16 protein-coding genes are annotated in these 18,729 nt (G+C 71.1%); 6 read left to right on the plus strand and 10 right to left on the minus strand.

Going from position 1 to position 18,729, the window contains the following annotated elements; translation table 11 throughout:
* Positions 1 to 17 precede the first annotated feature (17 nt).
* Positions 18 to 707, plus strand: coding sequence for a TrmH family RNA methyltransferase (locus tag J3P44_RS00265; RefSeq protein WP_255888228.1), 690 nt, complete (start codon positions 18 to 20; stop codon positions 705 to 707).
* 90 nt (positions 708 to 797) lie between these two features.
* Here J3P44_RS00265 and J3P44_RS00270 read toward each other — a convergent pair whose 3' ends face one another.
* From J3P44_RS00270 to J3P44_RS00280, 3 genes are all read right to left on the minus strand, one after another.
* On the minus strand, positions 798 to 1,535 hold the full coding sequence (locus tag J3P44_RS00270; RefSeq protein ID WP_255888229.1) for a septum formation family protein: 738 nt from the start codon (positions 1,533 to 1,535) through the stop codon (positions 798 to 800).
* Positions 1,536 to 1,614: 79 nt separating this feature from the next.
* Positions 1,615 to 2,097: a SigE family RNA polymerase sigma factor gene (locus J3P44_RS00275; RefSeq protein ID WP_255888230.1), complete on the minus strand. Its 483-nt coding sequence runs from the start codon at positions 2,095 to 2,097 to the stop codon at positions 1,615 to 1,617.
* Positions 2,094 to 3,230 carry a hypothetical protein gene (locus J3P44_RS00280; RefSeq protein ID WP_255888231.1) on the minus strand — a complete coding sequence of 379 codons (1,137 nt, stop codon included), beginning with the start codon at positions 3,228 to 3,230 and terminating at the stop codon, positions 2,094 to 2,096. The genes J3P44_RS00275 and J3P44_RS00280 overlap by 4 nt, the downstream gene beginning before the upstream one ends.
* Positions 3,231 to 3,389: 159 nt before the next feature.
* On the opposite strand from J3P44_RS00280, the gene fbaA reads away from it, so the two are divergent.
* Positions 3,390 to 4,424 (plus strand): class II fructose-bisphosphate aldolase, encoded by a 1,035-nt coding sequence (gene fbaA, locus J3P44_RS00285; protein ID WP_255888232.1) that lies wholly within the window; start codon positions 3,390 to 3,392, stop codon positions 4,422 to 4,424.
* 70 nt (positions 4,425 to 4,494) lie between these two features.
* On the opposite strand, the gene J3P44_RS00290 is transcribed toward fbaA, so the two are convergent.
* The 6 genes from J3P44_RS00290 to lysS all read right to left on the minus strand — a co-directional run bounded on the left by J3P44_RS00290 (position 4,495) and on the right by lysS (position 12,409).
* Positions 4,495 to 6,612 (minus strand): M14 family zinc carboxypeptidase, encoded by a 2,118-nt coding sequence (locus J3P44_RS00290; RefSeq protein ID WP_255888233.1) that lies wholly within the window; start codon positions 6,610 to 6,612, stop codon positions 4,495 to 4,497.
* Positions 6,613 to 6,709: 97 nt separating this feature from the next.
* Entirely contained in the window at positions 6,710 to 8,437 is a 1,728-nt protein-coding gene (gene mctP, locus J3P44_RS00295) for a monocarboxylate uptake permease MctP (protein WP_305121854.1), read from the minus strand.
* Positions 8,434 to 8,715 (minus strand): DUF3311 domain-containing protein, encoded by a 282-nt coding sequence (locus J3P44_RS00300; RefSeq protein ID WP_255888234.1) that lies wholly within the window; start codon positions 8,713 to 8,715, stop codon positions 8,434 to 8,436. Before J3P44_RS00300 ends, mctP begins: the two co-directional genes overlap by 4 nt.
* Positions 8,716 to 8,803: 88 nt before the next feature.
* On the minus strand, positions 8,804 to 9,229 hold the full coding sequence (locus tag J3P44_RS00305) for a DUF3151 domain-containing protein (protein WP_255888235.1): 426 nt from the start codon (positions 9,227 to 9,229) through the stop codon (positions 8,804 to 8,806).
* 166 nt (positions 9,230 to 9,395) lie between these two features.
* On the minus strand, positions 9,396 to 10,448 hold the full coding sequence (locus J3P44_RS00310) for a type IV toxin-antitoxin system AbiEi family antitoxin domain-containing protein (protein ID WP_255888236.1): 1,053 nt from the start codon (positions 10,446 to 10,448) through the stop codon (positions 9,396 to 9,398).
* Positions 10,449 to 10,702: 254 nt separating this feature from the next.
* Positions 10,703 to 12,409, minus strand: a complete 1,707-nt coding sequence (lysS, locus tag J3P44_RS00315; protein ID WP_255888237.1) for a lysine--tRNA ligase — start codon at positions 12,407 to 12,409, stop codon at positions 10,703 to 10,705.
* A 217-nt stretch (positions 12,410 to 12,626) separates the two neighbouring features.
* On the opposite strand from lysS, the gene J3P44_RS00320 reads away from it, so the two are divergent.
* On the plus strand, positions 12,627 to 13,598 hold the full coding sequence (locus J3P44_RS00320) for a helix-turn-helix domain-containing protein (protein ID WP_255888238.1): 972 nt from the start codon (positions 12,627 to 12,629) through the stop codon (positions 13,596 to 13,598).
* Between the two features lie 24 nt (positions 13,599 to 13,622).
* On the opposite strand, the gene J3P44_RS00325 is transcribed toward J3P44_RS00320, so the two are convergent.
* Entirely contained in the window at positions 13,623 to 14,534 is a 912-nt protein-coding gene (locus tag J3P44_RS00325) for a diacylglycerol/lipid kinase family protein (protein ID WP_255888239.1), read from the minus strand.
* Between the two features lie 158 nt (positions 14,535 to 14,692).
* Between J3P44_RS00325 and J3P44_RS00330 the strand changes: the two genes are divergently transcribed.
* From J3P44_RS00330 to purB, 3 genes are read left to right on the plus strand one after another with little or no spacing between them, the layout of a single operon-like run.
* The gene (locus J3P44_RS00330; RefSeq protein WP_255888240.1) at positions 14,693 to 15,976 is read left to right on the plus strand and encodes an adenylosuccinate synthase; all 1,284 of its coding nucleotides are present in this window, start codon (positions 14,693 to 14,695) and stop codon (positions 15,974 to 15,976) included.
* Positions 15,973 to 17,241, plus strand: coding sequence for a phosphoribosylamine--glycine ligase (gene purD, locus J3P44_RS00335; protein ID WP_255888241.1), 1,269 nt, complete (start codon positions 15,973 to 15,975; stop codon positions 17,239 to 17,241). The genes J3P44_RS00330 and purD overlap by 4 nt, the downstream gene beginning before the upstream one ends.
* A 45-nt stretch (positions 17,242 to 17,286) precedes the next feature.
* Positions 17,287 to 18,714, plus strand: a complete 1,428-nt coding sequence (gene purB, locus J3P44_RS00340) for an adenylosuccinate lyase (RefSeq protein WP_255888242.1) — start codon at positions 17,287 to 17,289, stop codon at positions 18,712 to 18,714.
* Positions 18,715 to 18,729: the final 15 nt, after the last annotated feature.

An 18,729-nucleotide genomic window follows, 5' to 3' on the forward strand; every position in this document is an offset into this window, starting at 1 on the left:
GAGCCTAGGGTTCTCGCATGCACGAGGAGGAGCGGGCGCCCTACGACCCCATGCCGCACGGCCCGCCCGAGGTGGGGGTCGGGCCGTGGGAGGGGCCCTGGCCCGAGGGGGAGCAGTGGGACGCCGACCTGCTGCGTGAGGGCGACCGCCGCAACGTGGTCGACCGCTACCGCTACTGGACGATGGCGGCGATCGTCGCCGACCTCGACACCAGGCGGCACGGGTTCCACGTCGCGATCGAGAACTGGCAGCACGACTTCAACATCGGCACGATCGTGCGCACCGCCAACGCCTTCCTCGCAGCGGAGATCCACATCGTCGGCAACCGGCGCTGGAACCGCCGCGGCGCGATGGTCACCGACCGCTATCAGCACGTCCGGCACCATCCGGACGCCGCGTCCTTGGCGTCGTACCTCCACGGGATCCCGCCGCAGTCGGGTGGGCCGGTGCGGCTGCTCGGCATCGACAACCTGCCAGGGTCGCTCCACCTCGAGACGATGGAGCTGCCGCGCCAGGTGTGCTTCCTGTTCGGGCAGGAGGGGCCGGGTCTGTCCGAGTCGGCGCGCGAGGTCTGCGACGGCACCTTCTCGATCGCGCAGTTCGGCTCGACCCGCTCGATCAACGCCAGCTCGGCCGCGGCCATCGCCATGCACAGCTGGGTCAGGACGTACGCCGACCTGGCGGGCGAGGACGCCTGGCGGGGCTAGCCGGCCTGGGTCCGGGGGGCCGCGACGGACAGCACGAACGGGTCCAGGATGTCCCCACGGCACCCCGGACCCGGTCGCGGACCCAGGGCGCTAGCGCCGCGTCTGCGAGTAGCAGGTGAGGGTGTGGTCGCCGGCCTTCCAGGCGACCTTGGACGGCCAGCCGAAGCGGAAGTAGCGGGTCGTCACCGCACTGCGGCAGCGCTGGTTGCCGATGCGCTTCCACGCCTTCTCGGAGGGGTACCGCTTCTGGTCCACCGTCAGTGCGCCTGTCGCGCGGAAGGTGTGCTTGTCGGCGCAGACGGTGACGTGGAAGTCGCGGCCGGCCAGGCAGCGGGACACCTTCGCGCTGAACGGGTACGAGCCGACCTTGAGCTGGCCCGGCAGCGGGTGCAGCGTCGTCAGGTGTCCCAGCACGAGGTCGCACCGCAGCCACCGGGCTCCGGCGGCCTGTTGCTCGGGCGTCGGGCCGAAGTAGCCGACGGTGTAGGCGGTCAGGTTGATGCCGCGCATGCTGGTGCCGAGGACCTTGCGCTGGGCGGAGAAGCACGTCTCCAGCGCGAACCGCCCCAGCCCCGTGCTCTCGTAGGTGAGGTCGTCTGGCAGCAGCGCGACCGCGATGACCTGCGAGGTGTGCTCGCCGGCGCAGTCCACCGGAGCCTCGGGGTGGGACGCGAGGGCGAGCTCCTCGGGGCTCATGTCGAAGCACTGGCCCACGACCGGCGCCTGGTGCATCGGGTCGGCGGCGCCGGCGGTCGGCGTGCTCCAGACGGACAGGGCAGCAGCGAGAAGGCAGGTGATCACGGCACTCGGCCCGAGTCGTCGAGTCATGACGTCAACCTAATCCTGACGCACGGGCCGCGGCCATCCCCCGTGGCCACGCGGGCAGGACCCCGACGCACCTCGTGCGCTACTTCTGGGGTGCCAGCACCGCCTCGAGTGCCTTGAGGCCCCGGCTGCTGTGGCTCTTCACGGTCCCCTCGTTGATGCCGAGCTCCGTCGCGGTCTCGCGGACCGACAACCCGAGCCAGTGCCGCAGCACGACCACCTTGCGCTGCTGCTCCGGCAGTGACTGGAGCGCGTCGAAGAGCGCCGAGCGCTCCTCGACGGCAGTCGGCTGGTCACCGGGCCGGTCGGGGAGGTCGGCGCTCGGCCGCTCCCGCCGCCAGGGTCGGCGGGAGTCGTCGATGTTGGCGCGGACCATGATCTGGCGGACGTACGCCTCCTCGCTGCCCTCGTGACGGATCCGGGGCCACGCGACGTAGAGCTTCGTCAGGGCGGTCTGCAGCAGGTCGTCGGCCTTGTGCCAGTCGCCGCACAGCGCGTAGGCGATGCGGCGCAGGTGGCCCTGGCGTGCAGCGACGAAGTCCGAGAACGCTCCATCGTGGTTCACCGCATGCCGCCCTCGTCGGCGCGATCGGCCATGAAGGCCACGAACTCCTGGAGCGTGCTCGCGCCGCCGGCCTTGACCTCCGCGACCGTGGTGATCGCGTCCGGGCCGTCGCCGGGACCACCCACCGCCAGGACGAACCAGCGCTGTTCCTTCCACTCGAGCAGGGCGACGGCCGAGACGGCGCCCGTGGCGTGGGTGCCGTAGGCGCGGAGGTCGGGGTCTGCCCGCTGCTCGAGGACGACGACCCCGGGCTCGTCGGGGACCACCGTGCCGTCCTCCGTCAGCTTGACCGGGCTCACCCCCTCGTGGGGGTCGTCGGGCGTCCCGCCTTGGAGGGCGACCTGGTCGGCGAGCCACTCCTCGAAGGTGACCCACCCCGAGTCAGCCTCGCTGGTCCAGCTCGCGCCCGTGCCGCCGTCCATGACCAGCATCCAGGTGGTGACGCCGCCCTTGCGCAGCACGAGCCCGACCGACGGGAGGTCGGATGCCAGGGGGTCGCGAACCTCCGTCACCACCTCGACACCCGAGCGCACGCGCACGTCGCCCGCGGTCCACTGCACCAGCCCGCCGAACCAGTCGTCGTCTGGCGAGGACGGTCGGCTCGTCATCCCGCCGCCGGCGATCTCCGCGGCGACGAAGTCGTCGAAGGAGGCGTAGATCCCCTCGTCGGGGGTGGTCGCCGACCCGGCGCCGCCGTCCTCGCCCCACTCGAGCGTCATCCACCACCGCTTGCCCTCGTAGGTGAGGTCGAGGGCGACGGACTCGGAGTCCTTCTCCGGGAAGAGGTCGTCGATCCGCTCGTGCACTACCGCGCCCGGCCGGATGTGCAATCCGTCGTCGTCCGCCTCGGCCGGCCAATCCCTCTGACCCGACGGGCGGAGGTCCGACAGTGCGGACGTGCCGCTCGGGTCCGTCGCGACCGGGGTGTCGCTGCTGCTCGGTCCGCGGTCCGGAGCGACGCCCCAGGCGATGCCGCCCACGACGGCTGCCGCACCCAGCCCGGCGACCACCGCAGCCAGCCGCCGCCGGCGTACGGCGCCCCGCCCGGCGGCGACGTAGTGCTCGACGGCGACGTCCTCGCCCGTGCCGAACGACAGGTCGAGCTCGCGTGCCCAGTCGATCTCGGTCTCCATGCTGATCCTTCCCCCGGTGTGAGTCTGGCACCCCTCTACACGGAACGGCGGGGCCATCGGTTGTCACGTGGTGAGACGTCTGCGCGCGAAGATCGCGACCCGCGAGTAGCCACTAGGGTTGGCACCGTCTGTAGGACCCCTTCTGAGGAGAACTCCCCGATGCCCATCGCCACCCCCGAGGTCTACGCGCAGATGCTGGACGCCGCGAAGTCGAAGTCCTTCGCCTACCCGGCCATCAACGTGTCGTCCTCCCAGACCCTCAACGCAGCGCTGAAGGGCTTCGCCGACGCCGGTTCCGACGGCATCATCCAGGTCTCGACCGGCGGCGCCGAGTACCTCTCCGGCCCGTCCGTGAAGGACATGGTCACCGGCTCCGTCGCGTTCGCCGCCTACGCCGCCGAGGTCGCCAAGAACTACCCCGTCAACGTCGCGCTGCACACCGACCACTGCCCCCAGGGCAAGCTCGACGGCTTCGTCCGGCCGCTCCTCGACATCTCCGCCGAGCGCGTCGCGCGCGGCGAGGCTCCGCTCTTCCAGTCGCACATGTGGGACGGCTCGTCCGTGCCGCTCGACGAGAACCTCCAGATCGCCGAGGAGCTGCTGGCGAAGTGCGCGGCGGCCCACATCATCCTCGAGATCGAGGTCGGGGTCGTCGGCGGTGAGGAGGACGGCGTCGCCAACGAGATCAACGACCAGCTCTACACGACCCCCGAGGACGCCATCGCCACGGTCCGGGCGCTCGGCGCCGGCGAGCGTGGTCGCTACATGACCGCTCTGACCTTCGGCAACGTGCACGGCGTCTACAAGCCCGGCAACGTCAGGCTGCGCCCCGAGATCCTCAAGACCGCCCAGGAGGCAGCCGCCAAGGAGCTCGGCCTCGGCGCCGACGCCCGCCCGTTCGACCTGGTCTTCCACGGCGGATCCGGCTCCACCGCGCAGGAGATCAGCGACGCCGTCGACTACGGCGTGGTCAAGATGAACGTCGACACCGACACCCAGTACGCCTTCAGCCGCCCCGTCGCGGCCCACATGTTCGCCAACTATGACGGCGTGCTGAAGGTCGACGGCGAGGTCGGCAACAAGAAGCTCTACGACCCCCGCGCCTGGGGCAAGGCCGCCGAGGCCGGCATGGCCGAGCGCATCGTCGAAGCCTGCCAGAACCTCCGCTCCGCGGGCACGTCGCTCGCCGGCTGAGCGGGGCACCCCAGACCGGCGACGGCGCCCGCCCCTCGAGCAGGGGCGGGCGCCGTCGTCGTACGCGGCGTCAGCGACCCCAGCGGCGGGTGCACTCCTTGAGGTCGACGCTGACCTGCTGGCCGCGGTCGACGACGATCGGCACGGTCTGGAGGACCTGGCCGCTCTTCTCGCACGTCAGCGTCCAGGCCTCCACCAACGGGGCCGTGGTCTGCTCGGTGGCGTTGAACAGGCTCGCCGTGAGCGTGTAGGTCGGGCTGACGGACGCGAAGTTGATCACCCGGAGGACGTACGTGCCGGGCGTCGGCGCGTTGATCGTCGCCTTCTCCTTGTCACCCACGAAGTTGCCGGAGCCGCCGACCTCCGTGAGCGAGCCGTCGGCGTTCTTGCGGTAGACCTCGAGGTCCAGGTCGTCCGGGGTCGGCCAGTCGAGCTCGACCTGCATGATCTCCTGGTCGGCCTCGGTCACGACGAATTCGTGGTCGACCGAGGTGGTGGGCGCCGCCGTGCCGGTGAAGGTCTCGGACCGCGTGGGCTCCTCGTCGAGGAGCTTGACCAGTCGCGACTGGACCACCGGGCGGGTGGACTGGTTGACGTCCCAGGCGAAGGTCTTGCCGCTCGTGACCATCGTGGTCTCGAGCGAGTCGGTGAAGTCGTTCTCGGGGCTCCACGTAGGCGTCGAGAACTCCTTGCGCAGCCGCAGCGTCGCGCCGGCCGGCGCCTTGCCGGAGATCACGGCGTGGCTGGTGCGGCTGACGGCGTTCTCGAAGGCGATGAGGTAGGCCTCGCGGTTGCCCTTGCCGGCGTACTGCCCGGCCCCGACGTACTCGTCGACGACCTGCGCGAACGGCGGGTGGAACTCGTTGGGACCGATCTCGAAGGTGTAGCCGTAGCCACCGGTCGCGTTGTAGGACCAGTCCTCGGTGGTGCCGGTGGTGTCGTAGAGCTCCCAGCCGTGGATGTTGGCGTAGCCGTTCTGCGCCGTCATCCGCGCGCCGAGCTCCTTCATCGCGTGCTCGTCGGGCGCGTCGCCGACGGGGAGCCCGTCGGGTCCGATGGTGGTCGGGTTGACGCCGTTGGGGCGCAGCACCAGGTTGGAGAAGGTGTGGTTGGAGATCATCATCGTCACCTGACGGGTGGAGATCAGGTGGCGGACGTTGCGGGTCTCCGGCTCGGAGAACGGACCGGCGCCGCGATAGGTCGGGTCGGCGAACAGGTCCGAGGCGCCGGGACCGCCCCAGAAGCCGCCGTAGTTGCGGTTGGGGTCCACGCCCACGCCGTACCCGCCGTTGGAGGTCGCGCTGAAGACCGCGCAGGTCCCGTCGGGGGTGTCCTGGCCGTCGATGACCCGGCAGTTCTTGCGCTTGTAGGCGTTGCCGGGGGTGCCGAGGATCGTCGCCGTGCCGCCACCGTCGGTCGCGCGCAGGTCGACGAGCTGGCCGTCGGTGATGGACAGGTGGAAGCCGTCGGCGTTGACGACCGGCACGACGACCGCGCGCCCGCGCTCGAGGAGGCCGGTGATCCGCGGGTCGCCGGCTCGGGCGCCCTTGACCAGGTCGACGGCGAACTCCATCGCGTGCTCCCCTGAGGGCCACTCGCGGGCGTGGTGCAGACCGAACATCGCGAACGTCGGGCGGCCGTCGCGCGCCGCGACGTTCTTGGCGATCTCCACGCCGTAGACGGTCCGGCCGTCCAAGGTCTTCTCCGGCATCTCGAGGAGCTTGACGAGGCCGGGGTTGGCGTCCGCCATCGCCTTCATCTCGGCGTTGTAGTCGGCGAGCGTGCGGTAGGCGTCGCGGCCCGACGGCAGCGACGTACGCAGGGTGGTGGCGGCGAAGAGATCGTCGAGCCGGTTGATCTCCCCCTCGCGACGCAGCAGGTCGGGGATGCGCACGCGATAGGTGAAGCCGGCAGCGGTGAGCGCCTCGCGGTCGGCCGCGCTGTGCAGGACCACCTCGATGTAGTCGTGGCCGGCGTGCTCCGTCAGGTCGAGACCGAGGGTCTGCAGCCGGGACTTGTCGGCTCGCGTCGGGGTGTCGACTGTGACGAGCTGAGGGGCGAAGACGGCGGCAGCGGTGGTGCCGGCGACGTTGCCCTGTGCGGCGGTCGGGGCGGTCAGGGCCGCCGCTCCCATCGCGAGTGCGGCCAAGGCGGTGGCCTGGCGGCGGCGGGACGAGCGTGTGCGCATGTGTTCCTCCGGGGGTGAGCCGCGGCGTCGGGGGCACCGCGTCGAGTGGTTCAACGCGGCACCGTGCGCCAGGTCACGCCCCCGGAGGGACAGCAGGTCAGCGTGCCGGTGCGTTCCCAGGGACGTCGTCCGGGTCGCCGTAGCGGTCGCCGTGCGTGTCGTGCGCCGCCAGGTCCTTCTGCACGCGGGGGTCGTCCGCGTCGGCGAAGTAGTCGAACGGGATCGTCTCGTCGCTGCCGTTGGAGACCTTCATGGCGTTGAGGATCGCGCTGACGACGACCGCGAGCACGACATTGAGCACGAAGGCAGTGACCGCGATGTAGCCCATCTGCTCCAGGCCGGGGATGAGGGCCGTCGAGCCGCCGAAGTGCTTGCCCGTCACCGGGTTGACGACCTGGTAGGCCTCGATCGTGCCGTAGACCATGCCGGCCGCCCAGCCCACCAGCAGGCCGTGGCGGTGGAACCAGCGGGTGAAGAGGCTGAACACCACGGCGGGAAAGGTCTGCATGATCCAGATGCCGCCCAGGAGCTGGAAGTTGATCGCGTTCTGCTTGTCCAGCGTGAGCACGAAGAGCAGTGCGAACGCCTTCACCAGCAGCGACATGAGCTTGGAGACCTTCGCCTCCTGCGCTGGGGTGGCGTCCTTGTTGAGCCATTCCTTGTAGATGTTGCGGCTGAACGTGTTGGCCGCGGCGATCGACATGATCGCGGCCGGCACGAGCGCGCCGATCGCGATCGCGGCGAAGGCGACGCCGGCGAACCACGACGGGAACATGTCCTCGAACATCTGAGGGATCACCAGCTGCGCGTTGGGCTCGCCGTCGAGACCGATCGGCTGCGTGCCGGCGGCGATGGCGACCCAGCCGAGCAGTGCGAGCAGGCCCAGCACGAAGGAGTACGCCGGCAGGATCGCGGCGTTGCGGCGCACGACGTTGCGCGAGTTGGACGACAGCGACGCGGTGACCGAGTGCGGGTACATGAACAGAGCCATCGCCGAGCCGAGGGCCAGGGTGGCGTACGCCCAGAAGGCCGGCGAGCCGGGGATGAAGGAGGAGGTGGGCTTGAGGCCGGCCTCCACGGCCGCTGCGTTGTTGGACTCCATCTTGTCCTGGGCGGCGCCGAAGATCGCCTCCCAGCCGCCGACCTGGCCGGGCAGGTAGACGATCGCCACGATGATGACGAGGTAGATGAGGATGTCCTTGACGAACGCGATCACCGCCGGCGCCCGCAGGCCGCTGGAGTAGGTGTAGGCCGCCAGCAGGGCGAAGGCGATGAAGAGCGGGGCGTCCTTGGCGAGGAGGTTGTCGCCCCCGCCCAGCCCGGCCACCTCGAGCACCGCCTGGATGCCGACGAGCTGCAGGGCGATGTAGGGCATCGTCGCGACGAACCCGGTGACCGCCACTGCCAGGGACAGGGTGCGGTCGTCATACCGGCCCCGGACGAAGTCCGCCGTGGTGACGTAGCCGTGGCGGTGGCTCACCGACCACAGCCGCGCCATGAAGATGAAGATGATCGGGTAGAGGATGATCGTGTAGGGGACGGCGAAGAAGCCGGCGACCGCGCCGGTCGCGAACATCGCTGCGGGGACGGCGACGAACGTGTACGCCGTGTAGAGGTCCCCGCCCAGCAGGAACCACGTGATCCACGTGCCGAACTTGCGGCCGCCGAGGCCCCACTCGTCCAGCGACTCCATCGAGTCGGCGCGCATGAACCTGCTGGCCATGAACCCGGCGACCGTGACCACGCCGAAGAGCACGATCAGCACCGCGAGGGCGACCCCGTTGATGCCCTCGTCCGCGGCCATCACGGTGAGCTGAGGCGTCATCGGTCCTCACCCACCTTGTGCGTGGACATGCCGCGCGCGGAGAGCGTCAACCGGTAGGCCGCGTAGGTCAGTCCCGAGCAGAGGAAGACCCAGAGGAACTGGTACCAGAAGAAGAAGGGGAAGCCGAGCAGCTCCGGCTCGACCTTCGCGTAGTGCGGCACCCAGAGCAGCACGACGATGGGGATCGCGAGCAGCACGCCCGCGAGCACCATCTTGCCCTTGTCGGTCGGGGGGACGCCCTGTTCAGGGCGCGACTGTGGAGGGTTCCCGGGAATCATGCGCGCGACCCTACTGGCGCAGTGAGGGCCGTCACGGCCCCTCGGAGGGCAGGTGCGCGACCAGCGGTCGGTCTCGCGCGACGAGCGGTCAGCCGAGCAGCTCGTCCGCCGCCGTCGGGCTGGAGTCGCGCAGGAAGGTCGAGCACCGCTCCCACTCGGCGGTCTCGCCGATCGCCCGGGCAGCGAGGGCGAGGAGTGCGAGCGAGCGCAGGAAGCCGCGGTTGGGCTCGTGCTCCCACGGGACCGGGCCGTGGCCCTTCCACCCGTTGCGGCGCAGCTGGTCGAGCGAGCGGTGGTAGCCGACGCGGGCGTAGGCGTAGACCGTCACGTCGTCGGCGCCCGCCTCCTTGGCCTGGCCGGCGAGCGCCGCCCAGGCGGCAGGCGACTCCGGATGACGTCGTACGACCGCTGCCGGGGCCTCGCCGCCCGCGAGCTCCGCGTCGGCGGGGTCAGTGGGCAGGTGGGTGGGCGGGGGACCGGCCATCAGGTCGCCGCCGAAGGGTCCGGAGGTCATGGGTCACAGTCTGCCAACCCGGCATACGCGGCTCTCGGCGGGGCGCTGCGATGCCTGGGGGCCCCGCCCGACCATTTTCCCACTCGAGCGGCCATATGGTCGCTCGAGTGACGCCAAATCGTGCGACGGGCGACCACATCGGTGCACCAGTGCGAGTGATCGGCGCTCAGGCGGCGGTAGTGGAACAGGGCGTCCGCAGTCGCGACGTACGTCGTCGCGGGTGACTGTCCGCGAACCGCCGCAGGTGCTCGGGCAGCTCGCGTCCGAAGCGAGCCTCGGTGACGACGTACTCCTTCCGCAGGCGCGTCAGGGCTCGCTCTCGCCCGGCGCCGAAGCAGTCGGCCCAGACGATGCGCGACGCGCCCAGGCCCTCGGCACAGACTGCTGTCTCCCGAGCCTGCTGCTTCCAGAGCACGCGTTCAGCTGGTTCGGTCGCCACACCGCCCGTACTGACCGGGACGAGCTTCGCCATGCCGTGGCACTCGAAGATGTGGCAACCCACGCGGATGTCGCACCACACCACTCGTCCGTCCGCCAGTCCCACGGCGAACTGCGTCTCGATGTCGCCGAGCTCCAGGGAGGCCACGAGCTCGCGGCCGAGTGTCTCCAGCACCGATTCGGCGCCCTCGTCCGAGTCGGCAACAGCCGCGCGAGCCCGGGCGACGTGTGGGTGGCGAACCATCCGGGTCAGCTCCGCCTCCAGGTCGGCGAGCGGGACACCCATGTTGCGCACGGAGTCGACGGCCACCAACCCGTGTCGATAGCCGTGCCAGCGCCCGATGTCGATGGCGGTGCGGGCGTACGACGTCGCAACGAGGTCGTCGACCCGTTCCACGCACAGCGGCAATAGGTCGCGGTGCCGGGTGAGGTCGCCGTTCGTCCGGCTGCCGGTCGTCCCCACGACGGTCAGGTGGCTGGCCTGGGTGGGCGGCTCGAGCGTGTCGATGCCCAGCAGGCGTGCGGCTGAGTCGTGGCTCAAGGTCGACGGCTGCCGCGTGGAAAGGGCAGCGGCGCGGTCCTTGAGGATCCACCGTGCGCGCTGGTCGAGTGCTTCGACGTCGATGCGCTGGCAGTAGACGCCGTGGCGCACCACTGCCCAGACGCCGCCCGGCCGGGTCAGCGCCTTGATCTCGCGCGCGGTGTAGCCGGCTCGGAGCGCTTGCTGGCGGGAGAACAGGCCGCCCTGGACGGCCGCAGCTGCTACGAGTGCTGATCTCATGGCCTCAGGCTGCAACCGAGCGCGCGTGAAGAAGCGAGGCGGACGAGAAGGCTGTGAACGACGGTCGTTTCACGCCGCCTGTGGACGCGTGGTGGCTCGGACTCGCGGAGGCGACTCAGGCGCAGCGCCCGCGGTGCGGCGGTGGGACCTCCACTGGTAAACCGATACGGCCGCTCGTCGCACGGTATGTCGCGACTCGAGCGACCATATGGCCGCTCGAGTCGCCATTCGGCGGCGGCGGCAGGCCCGGCCCGTCAGGCGCCGAGCAGGTGCCGCACCTTGGCCGGCCCCAGCGCCAGCACGAGCGTGGGCAGGCGAGGACCCCGGTCGGCGGACACCAGGAGGTTGTAGAGGAGCCGGAAGAAGTCCTTCTGGTCCGCCTTCACCTGGTCGGTCGGGGCGTCGTCGAAGCCGAGGCCGCGGGCGACCTTCGGCACGCCGTAGACGACGCTGGTGACGGCCTCGAGGTCGGCCTCGTCGGGCAGGCGGTCGAGGAAGATCCGCAACCAGAGCTCCTCGTCCTCGCTCAGCGCCGCGAGGCGCTCGACGTCCGGCTTCTCGCGGACCGTCGTGCGCTCCTCGGCGGGCACGTGCTCGGCAGTCCACTGCATCGCCTTGGACAGCCGCGGCTCGAGGTCGTCGACGGACTCGTGGGGGAACCCCGCGGACTCCACGATCCGCGAGATGAGCTCGGCCGAGCCGGCCGTCACGTCGGCGACCGACGACAGGGTGCGGAAGGGGACCGCCACGACGGGGGTGGGCAGCCGGCCGGCGGACGCCGTCTCGGAGGCGCGGTGCCAGGCGAGCGTCGCGACGTCGGCCTTCGCGGGGTCGCCGGCCTTGCGGCCCAGGGCGTCCCACTCGTCGTAGAGCCGCACGACGGCCGGGCCGAAGTCGATGTCGAAGGCCTGCGTCGGCGCCCGGCGGACGTAGAGCCAGCGCAGCATCGGCGCCTCGAGGATCCGCAGTGCGTCGACCGCCGTGGGCACGCCGCCGGCCGAGGACGACATCTTCTGCACGCCGGCGAACCCGACGAAGGCGTAGATCACCCGGGCCGGCGCGCGCCATTCGAAGATCGACGACACGAGGTCGGTGCCGACGGTGTAGGACGACCCCGGTGTCATGTGGTCACGGCCGGCGGGCTCGAAGTCGACCTTCTCGTAGGCCCAGCGCATGGGCCAGTCGACCTTCCAGACGAGCTTGCCGTCGGCGTCGCTGGAGAGGTCGGTCGTGCCCTCGAAGCCGCAGGAGGAGCAGGTGTAGGACAGCGTCGTCGTGGCGTCGTCGTACGCCGTGGTGGCCACCGTGTCGCGTCCGCACTGGCGGCAGTAGGGGCGGTAGGGGAAGCGGGCGATCGCGTCGCCGGCGCCGGTCGGGTCGGCGTCGTCGTTGGCGACCGAGTCCGCGAGGTCGGCCGCCTCCTGCTCGGAGGCGTCATCGGCCGGGGTGAGCCTCTTGGTGCGGTGCCGAGCGAGCACCGCCTCGATCTCGTCGCGTCGCGAGACGGCCAGGAGGACCTGCTCGCGGTAGGCGCCCGAGGTGTACATCTGCGTCTGGGAGATCTCCTCCATCTCGACGCCGAGGTCGCGCAGCGCCGCCTGCAGCGGTGCCTTGAAGTGCTCGGCCCAGCTGTCGTGGCACTCCCACGGGTCGGGCACCGCGGTCAGCGGACGCCCGATGTGCTCGGCCCACTCGGCCGGCACACCGGCCGGCACCTTGCGGAACCTGTCGAAGTCGTCCCAGGAGTGCAGGTGGCGCACGGGCACGCCGCGGCGCCTCAGCTCCTCGGCCACGAAGTGCGGCGTGATGAACTCGCGCAGGTTGCCCAGGTGGATCGGGCCACTCGGGGAGGCGCCTGACGCGACGGTCACCAGGTTGCCCTCGCCCGCGTGGCGTACGGCGTCGTCCGCCGCGCGCGTCACCCAGTCGACCGGTTCGCCCTGCTGTCCGCCTCGTGCCATGCGGCAAGGCTATCGGGGGATGATGCTGGCGCCGGAGCCATCCCCCGGGCGGCTCCGGCGCCACCACTCGGGCGCTGCGCTCACGCGCCGAGCCACGTGGGCACCCCCGTGCCACGTGGCTGTCCCGAGCAGTCGGCAGCATTGTGCCATCAGGGTTGCCTTGACGCGTGGCTCCAAGTGGCCGCTGGCACTAAGATGCCAACCGAGGGGGTGGCGGATGCCGGAGAGCGCAGTGGTCGCGGCCCTCGGGCTGCCCACCCAGATGGAGCCGGTCTACCGCAGGGTCCTGCCGGGCTCGGGCCAGTCGGTCGAGCAGGTGGCGGCGAGCATGCTCCTCTCCGCCGAGCAGCTCCTCGACCAGCTGGCACCGTTGGTCGCCCTCGAGGTCGTGACCGTCGAGGACGGCGTCCTCCACGTCCTGGACCCGGCCACCGCCACGAGCCGGGCGCTCGCAGCCCAGGCCGCGGAGCTCGGCGTCGCGGCACGGGAGCTGGCGCGGATCGCGGAGGTGCTGCCGGTGCTCTCGGAGCGCCGCTACGCCGAGCCCGGCAACGACCAGCTCATCGACGGGGACGTGTCGACCACGGCCGACGTACCCGGCCTGATCGCCCAGTGGATCCGGGAGAAGCGCGGAGACGTGTGCTTCCTCCGGCCCGACCAGTGGCGGTTCCCGAGCGAGTCCGAGATGGCCGTGGCGGTGGGCAACGCCGTGCGCGAGGGCCGCCGTGTCCGCGCCATCTATCCCGCCCGCGCGCTGTCGGAGGCCTCGCAGGTGCTGCGGATGCGCGTCGAGATCGGCGAGGACGTCCGGGTCGTGCCGAGCGTGCTGACCCGGCTGGTCATCGTCGGCCCTCGCCGCGCGATCGTGCCCGAGCCGCTCGGCACCGGCTCCGACCACCGCGTCGTGGTCCGGCAGGCGTCCCTGGTCGGCATGCTCCAGGCCTACTTCGACGCGCTCTGGGAGACCGCCAGCCGAGTCGACCCCAAAGGTGACCGACTGGCCGAGCGCGACCACCGACGCCTCCTGCTGGCCGAGCTGGCCGACGGGGTCAAGGACGAGCAGATCGCCCGCAACCTCGACATGAGTCTGCGCACCGTCCGTCGACGGGTCGCCACCCTGATGTCCGAGCTCGGGGTGGACACCCGTTTCCAGGCAGGGGTCGAGGCCGTCCGTCGCGGCTGGCTGTGACGCCGTCCCCGGCGCGGGGAGCCGTCAGGGCAGGATCATGGAGTACGCCGCCGGCTCCAGGCGCCAGCTCCGGCTGCGCTCGGGCCCGGAGACCTCGCCGTCGGCGGACAGCCAGAACTCGTCGCCGCTCACCTTGACGGACCTGCCGCGCAGCGTCAGCACGTCGTCGCGCTCGTCGTGCTCGCCCTTGCGCAGCCGAGCGGCGTAGCCGAGCTTGGCCATCGGGGAGACCGCCCGGCTGATCATCACGTCGAGCACGCCGTCCTCGGTGTCCGCGTCCGGGTTGAGCTCGGTGCCGCCACCGACGTTGCTGCCGTTGCCGATGGCGACCATGAGGACCGGACGGTTGACGTCGTTGACGACCGTGCCGTCGAGCTCGACGCGCAGCCGCCAGCTCGGCGGGTGGAAGGCCGACAGGAGGGCGCCGATCGGGTAGCCCAGCTTGCCGAGGTTGGCCTTGCCGACGCCGATCGCGCCGAGCCGGCCCTTCCACTTGTGCCCCTTGCGACTGGCCTGGGCGCCCACGCCGACGTGGACGTTGTTGACGACGATGTTGCCCGTCTCGTCGACCAGCAGGTCGACCGGCCGGGGCTCGCCGGTCAGCACGAGACGGGCGGCGTCCTCGATCTCGAGCGGGATCTGGTTGCCGCGGGCGAAGTCGTTGCCGGTGCCCATCGGCAGCAGCGCCAGGGTGGCGCCGGCCAGCTCGTGGCGCTTGTAGAGAGCCGTCACGACTGCGTGCAGGCTGCCGTCGCCGCCGGCGACGACCACCGTGCGCCCGCCCGCACGGTGCAGCACCCCGTCGAGCTCGCCCGGGTTGGCGGTCCTGGCGACCTCCACGGAGGCGTCCTCGCGGAGCACGGCCATCGCCTCGGCCAGCCGCTCCTCGTCCGAGGTGCCGGCTTCGGCGTTGGTGATCACCAGCAAGGAGCGCACGGCCGGACACTAGCCCACTCCCGACCGCCGGCATCTCACCCTGAGGGCCGCACGCGCGGTCCGCTCCGCGCGGGTGCGGTAGCGTGGCTGCGCAAGAGCCCCGGTGCCTTGTGCCGGGGTTGTTTCTATTTCTGCTGACATGACAGAGGAGGGCTGAGATGCCCGCGATCGTCGTGCTCGGCGCCCAGTGGGGCGACGAGGGCAAAGGCAAGGCCACCGACCTGTTGGCCACCACGGACCCGATCGACTTCGTGGTCCGCACCAGCGGTGGGCACAACGCCGGCCACACCATCGTCGTCAACGGCGAGAAGTACGCCACCCACCTGCTGCCCAGCGGCATCCTCACGCCGGGAGCCACGTCGGTCATCGCCGGCGGCGTGGTGGTCTCGCCGGAGGCGCTGTTCCGCGAGCTGGACGGCCTCATCGCCCGGGGCGTGGAGGTCGCGGACCTCAAGGTCAGCGCCAACGCGCACGTGATCGCGAGCTATCACGCGACCATCGACAAGGTCACCGAGCGCTTCCTCGGCAAGAACCAGATCGGCACCACGGGCCGCGGCATCGGTCCGGCCTACGCCGACAAGATCAACCGGGTCGGCGTACGCATCGCGGACCTGTTCGACGAGAAGATCCTGACCGAGAAGGTCGAGGCGGCGCTCGACGTCCGCAACCACCTGCTGACCAAGGTCTACAACCGCCGGGCGATCGAGGTGGAGGTCGTGGTCGAGGAGCTCCTCTCCTACGCCGAGCGGCTGCGGCCGATGGTCTGCGACACCTCGCTGCTGCTCAATCGCGCGCTCGATGCCGGTCAGACGGTGCTCTTCGAGGGCGCCCAGGCGACCATGCTCGACGTCGACCACGGCACCTATCCGTTCGTCACGTCCTCCAACCCGGTGGCCGGCGGCGTCTGTGTCGGTGCGGGCATCGGCCCCACCCGCATCGACCGCGTGGTCGGCGTGATCAAGGCCTACACGACGCGGGTGGGCTCGGGTCCGTTCCCCACCGAGCTGTTCGACGAGGACGGCGTCCAGCTCCAGCAGCTCGGCGGCGAGATCGGCGTCTCGACCGGCCGCACCCGCCGCTGCGGCTGGTACGACGCCGTGGTCGCGCGCTACGCGAGCCGGGTCAACGGCCTCACCGAGTTCTTCCTGACCAAGCTCGACATCCTCGGTGCGTGGGACCGGATCCCGGTCTGCGTCGCCTACGAGATCGATGGTCAGCGCGTCGAGGAGATGCCGATGACCCAGACCGAGTTCCACCACGCGAAGCCGGTCTACGAGTACTTCGACGGCTGGAAGAGCGACATCTCCGGGTGCCGCTCCTTCGACGAGCTGCCCAAGAACGCCCAGATCTACGTCCAGGCCCTCGAGGAGATCTCGGGCGCGAGGATCTGGGGCGTGGGCGTCGGACCGGGCCGCGAGCAGACCGTGGTGGTGCACGGGTGAGGACGCTTGTCGTCGGCGCCGGCGGGCGCGAGCACGCCCTGGCGATCGCGCTGGCGCGCGATCCCGCCGTCGCGGAGGTGCACGCTGCCCCGGGCAACCCAGGCATCGGCGAGGTCGCCACGCTCCACGACGTGGACCCGATGGACGGTCCGGCCGTCGCGGCGCTCGCCGCCTCGATCGGCGCGGACCTCGTCGTGGTCGGACCCGAGGCGCCGCTGGTCGCCGGGGTCGCGAACGCCGTGCGCGACGCAGGGATCGCCTGCTTCGGCCCGTCGCGTGCCGCTGCGCGGCTCGAGGGCTCCAAGACGTTCGCCAAGGAGGTCATGTCGGCCGCCGGCGTGCCGACTGCCGGCTCCTTCACGTGCACGATGCCCGAGGAGACAGCGGCTGCGCTCGACGCGTTCGGGGCGCCGTACGTCGTCAAGGACGACGCGCTGGCCGCCGGCAAGGGCGTCGTCGTGACCAACGACCTCGGTGAGGCGCTGGCCCACGCGGCGGCCTGCGAGCGCGTGGTCGTCGAGGAGTTCCTCGATGGCCCCGAGTTCTCCCTCTTCGTGGTCTGCGACGGCACGCAGGGGCGTCCGCTGCTGCCGGCGCAGGACTTCAAGCGCATCTTCGACGGCGGGCGTGGCCCCAACACCGGCGGCATGGGGTCCTACTCCCCGCTCGCCTGGCTCCCCGACGGCACCGTCGACGCGGTCATGGAGCAGGTCGTGGCCCCCACCCTCGCCGAGATGCAGCGACGGGGCGCACCCTTCATCGGCTGCCTGTACGTCGGACTGGCGCTCACCACCGCGGGCCCCAAGGTCATCGAGTTCAACGTCCGCTTCGGCGACCCGGACATCCAGCCCGTCCTGGCGCTCCTCGAGTCACCGCTGGGGGTCCTGCTCCGGGCCGCGGCGGACGGCGACCTGTCGTCCGTGCCTGCTCCGGCCTTCGCCTCCGGTGCGGCGGTCACGGTCGTGGTGGCCAGCGCGGGCTACCCCGAGGGCTCCAGCAGCGGCGACGTCATCGTCGGCACCGAGACGCTGGCGGTCGAGGGCGACGTCGACGTCGTCCACGCCGGCACCGCGCGCACCGAGGCCGGGCTGGTGACCGCAGGTGGTCGGGTCCTGGCCGTCCGCGCGCGCGGCACGGACGTAGCGGACGCCCGGGCCAAGGCGTACGAGGGTGTCGCCAGCATCAGCTTCCCGGGCGCCCAGTGGCGGCGCGACATCGCCGCCGAGCCGCTCGGGGTCGTCGAGGGCGCTGCGGCCCTCGACTGACCACGCCCGACCGCTCGTCGCGGCGGTCCCTGGTCGGATGGGAGGATGGGGGTCGTGAGCGTCCCCAACGTCCTGGCCACCCGCTACGCCGGTGCCGACCTCGCCGAGATCTGGTCTCCCGAGCACAAGATCGTCCTCGAGCGGCAGCTGTGGGTCGCGGTGCTGAAGGCCCAGCGCGACCTCGGCATCGACGTGCCCGAGGGCGTCGTCGAGGCCTACGAGTCCGTCATCGACAAGGTCGACCTCGACTCGATCGCCGCGCGCGAGCGGATCACCCGCCACGACGTGAAGGCCCGCATCGAGGAGTTCTCCTCCCTCGCCGGCCACGAGCACATCCACAAGGGCATGACCTCGCGGGACCTCACCGAGAACGTCGAGCAGCTGCAGGTACGCCGCTCGCTCGAGGTGGTGCGCGACCGCGCCGTCGCGGCGCTGGTCCGCCTCGGCCGACTGGCCGCCGAGCACGAGCTCACCGTGATGGCCGGCCGGTCCCACAACGTCGCGGCCCAGGCGACCACCCTCGGCAAGCGCTTCGCGACGGTCGCCGACGAGATGCTCATCGCGGTGCAACGCATCGAGGAGCTGCTCGCCCGCTATCCCCTGCGCGGCATCAAGGGCCCGATGGGCACCGCCCAGGACATGCTCGACCTCCTCGACGGCGATTCCGACAAGCTCGATGACCTCGAGCGGCGGGTGGCCTCCCACCTCGGCTTCGACCAGGTGCTGGCCAGCGTCGGCCAGGTCTACCCGCGCTCCCTCGACTTCGACGTGGTCGCGGCCCTGGTGCAGCTGGTCAGCGGACCCTCCAACCTCGCCACCACGGTCCGGCTGATGGCCGGTCACGAGCTCGTGACCGAGGGCTTCAAGGAAGGGCAGGTCGGCTCCTCGGCGATGCCCCACAAGATGAACACCCGCTCGTGCGAGCGGGTCAACGGCCTGGCCGTGATCATCCGGGGCCACCTCTCGATGGTCAGCGAGCTGGCGGGCGACCAGTGGAACGAGGGTGACGTCTCCTGCTCGGTCGTGCGCCGCGTCGCACTGCCCGACGCGTTCTTCGCGACCGACGGGCTCTTCCAGACCTTCCTCACCGTGCTCGACGAGTTCGGTGCCTTCCCGGCGGTCATCCAGCGCGAGCTCGACCGCTACCTCCCGTTCCTCACCACGACCAAGGTGCTGATGACGGCGGTCCGCAACGGGGTGGGCCGCGAGGCGGCCCACGAGGCGATCAAGGAGGCAGCCGTCGGCACCGCGCTGGCCATGCGGGCCGGCCAGGGCGACAACGACGTGTTCGCCAAGCTCGCCGCCGACGAGCGGCTGGGGCTGACGCGCGACCAGATCGACGCGCTCGTCGCCGACCCGATCGAGTTCACCGGAGCCGCCGTGTCCCAGACCCGTGCGGTCGTCGCCCGGATCGAGGACCTCGCTGCCCGCCACCCCGACGCAGCGGCGTACGTCCCCGGGGCAATCCTCTGACCCGTCAGTCGCAGT

The sequence above is a fragment of the Nocardioides astragali genome, from assembly GCF_024436375.1.
GTDB lineage: Bacteria > Actinomycetota > Actinomycetes > Propionibacteriales > Nocardioidaceae > Nocardioides > Nocardioides astragali.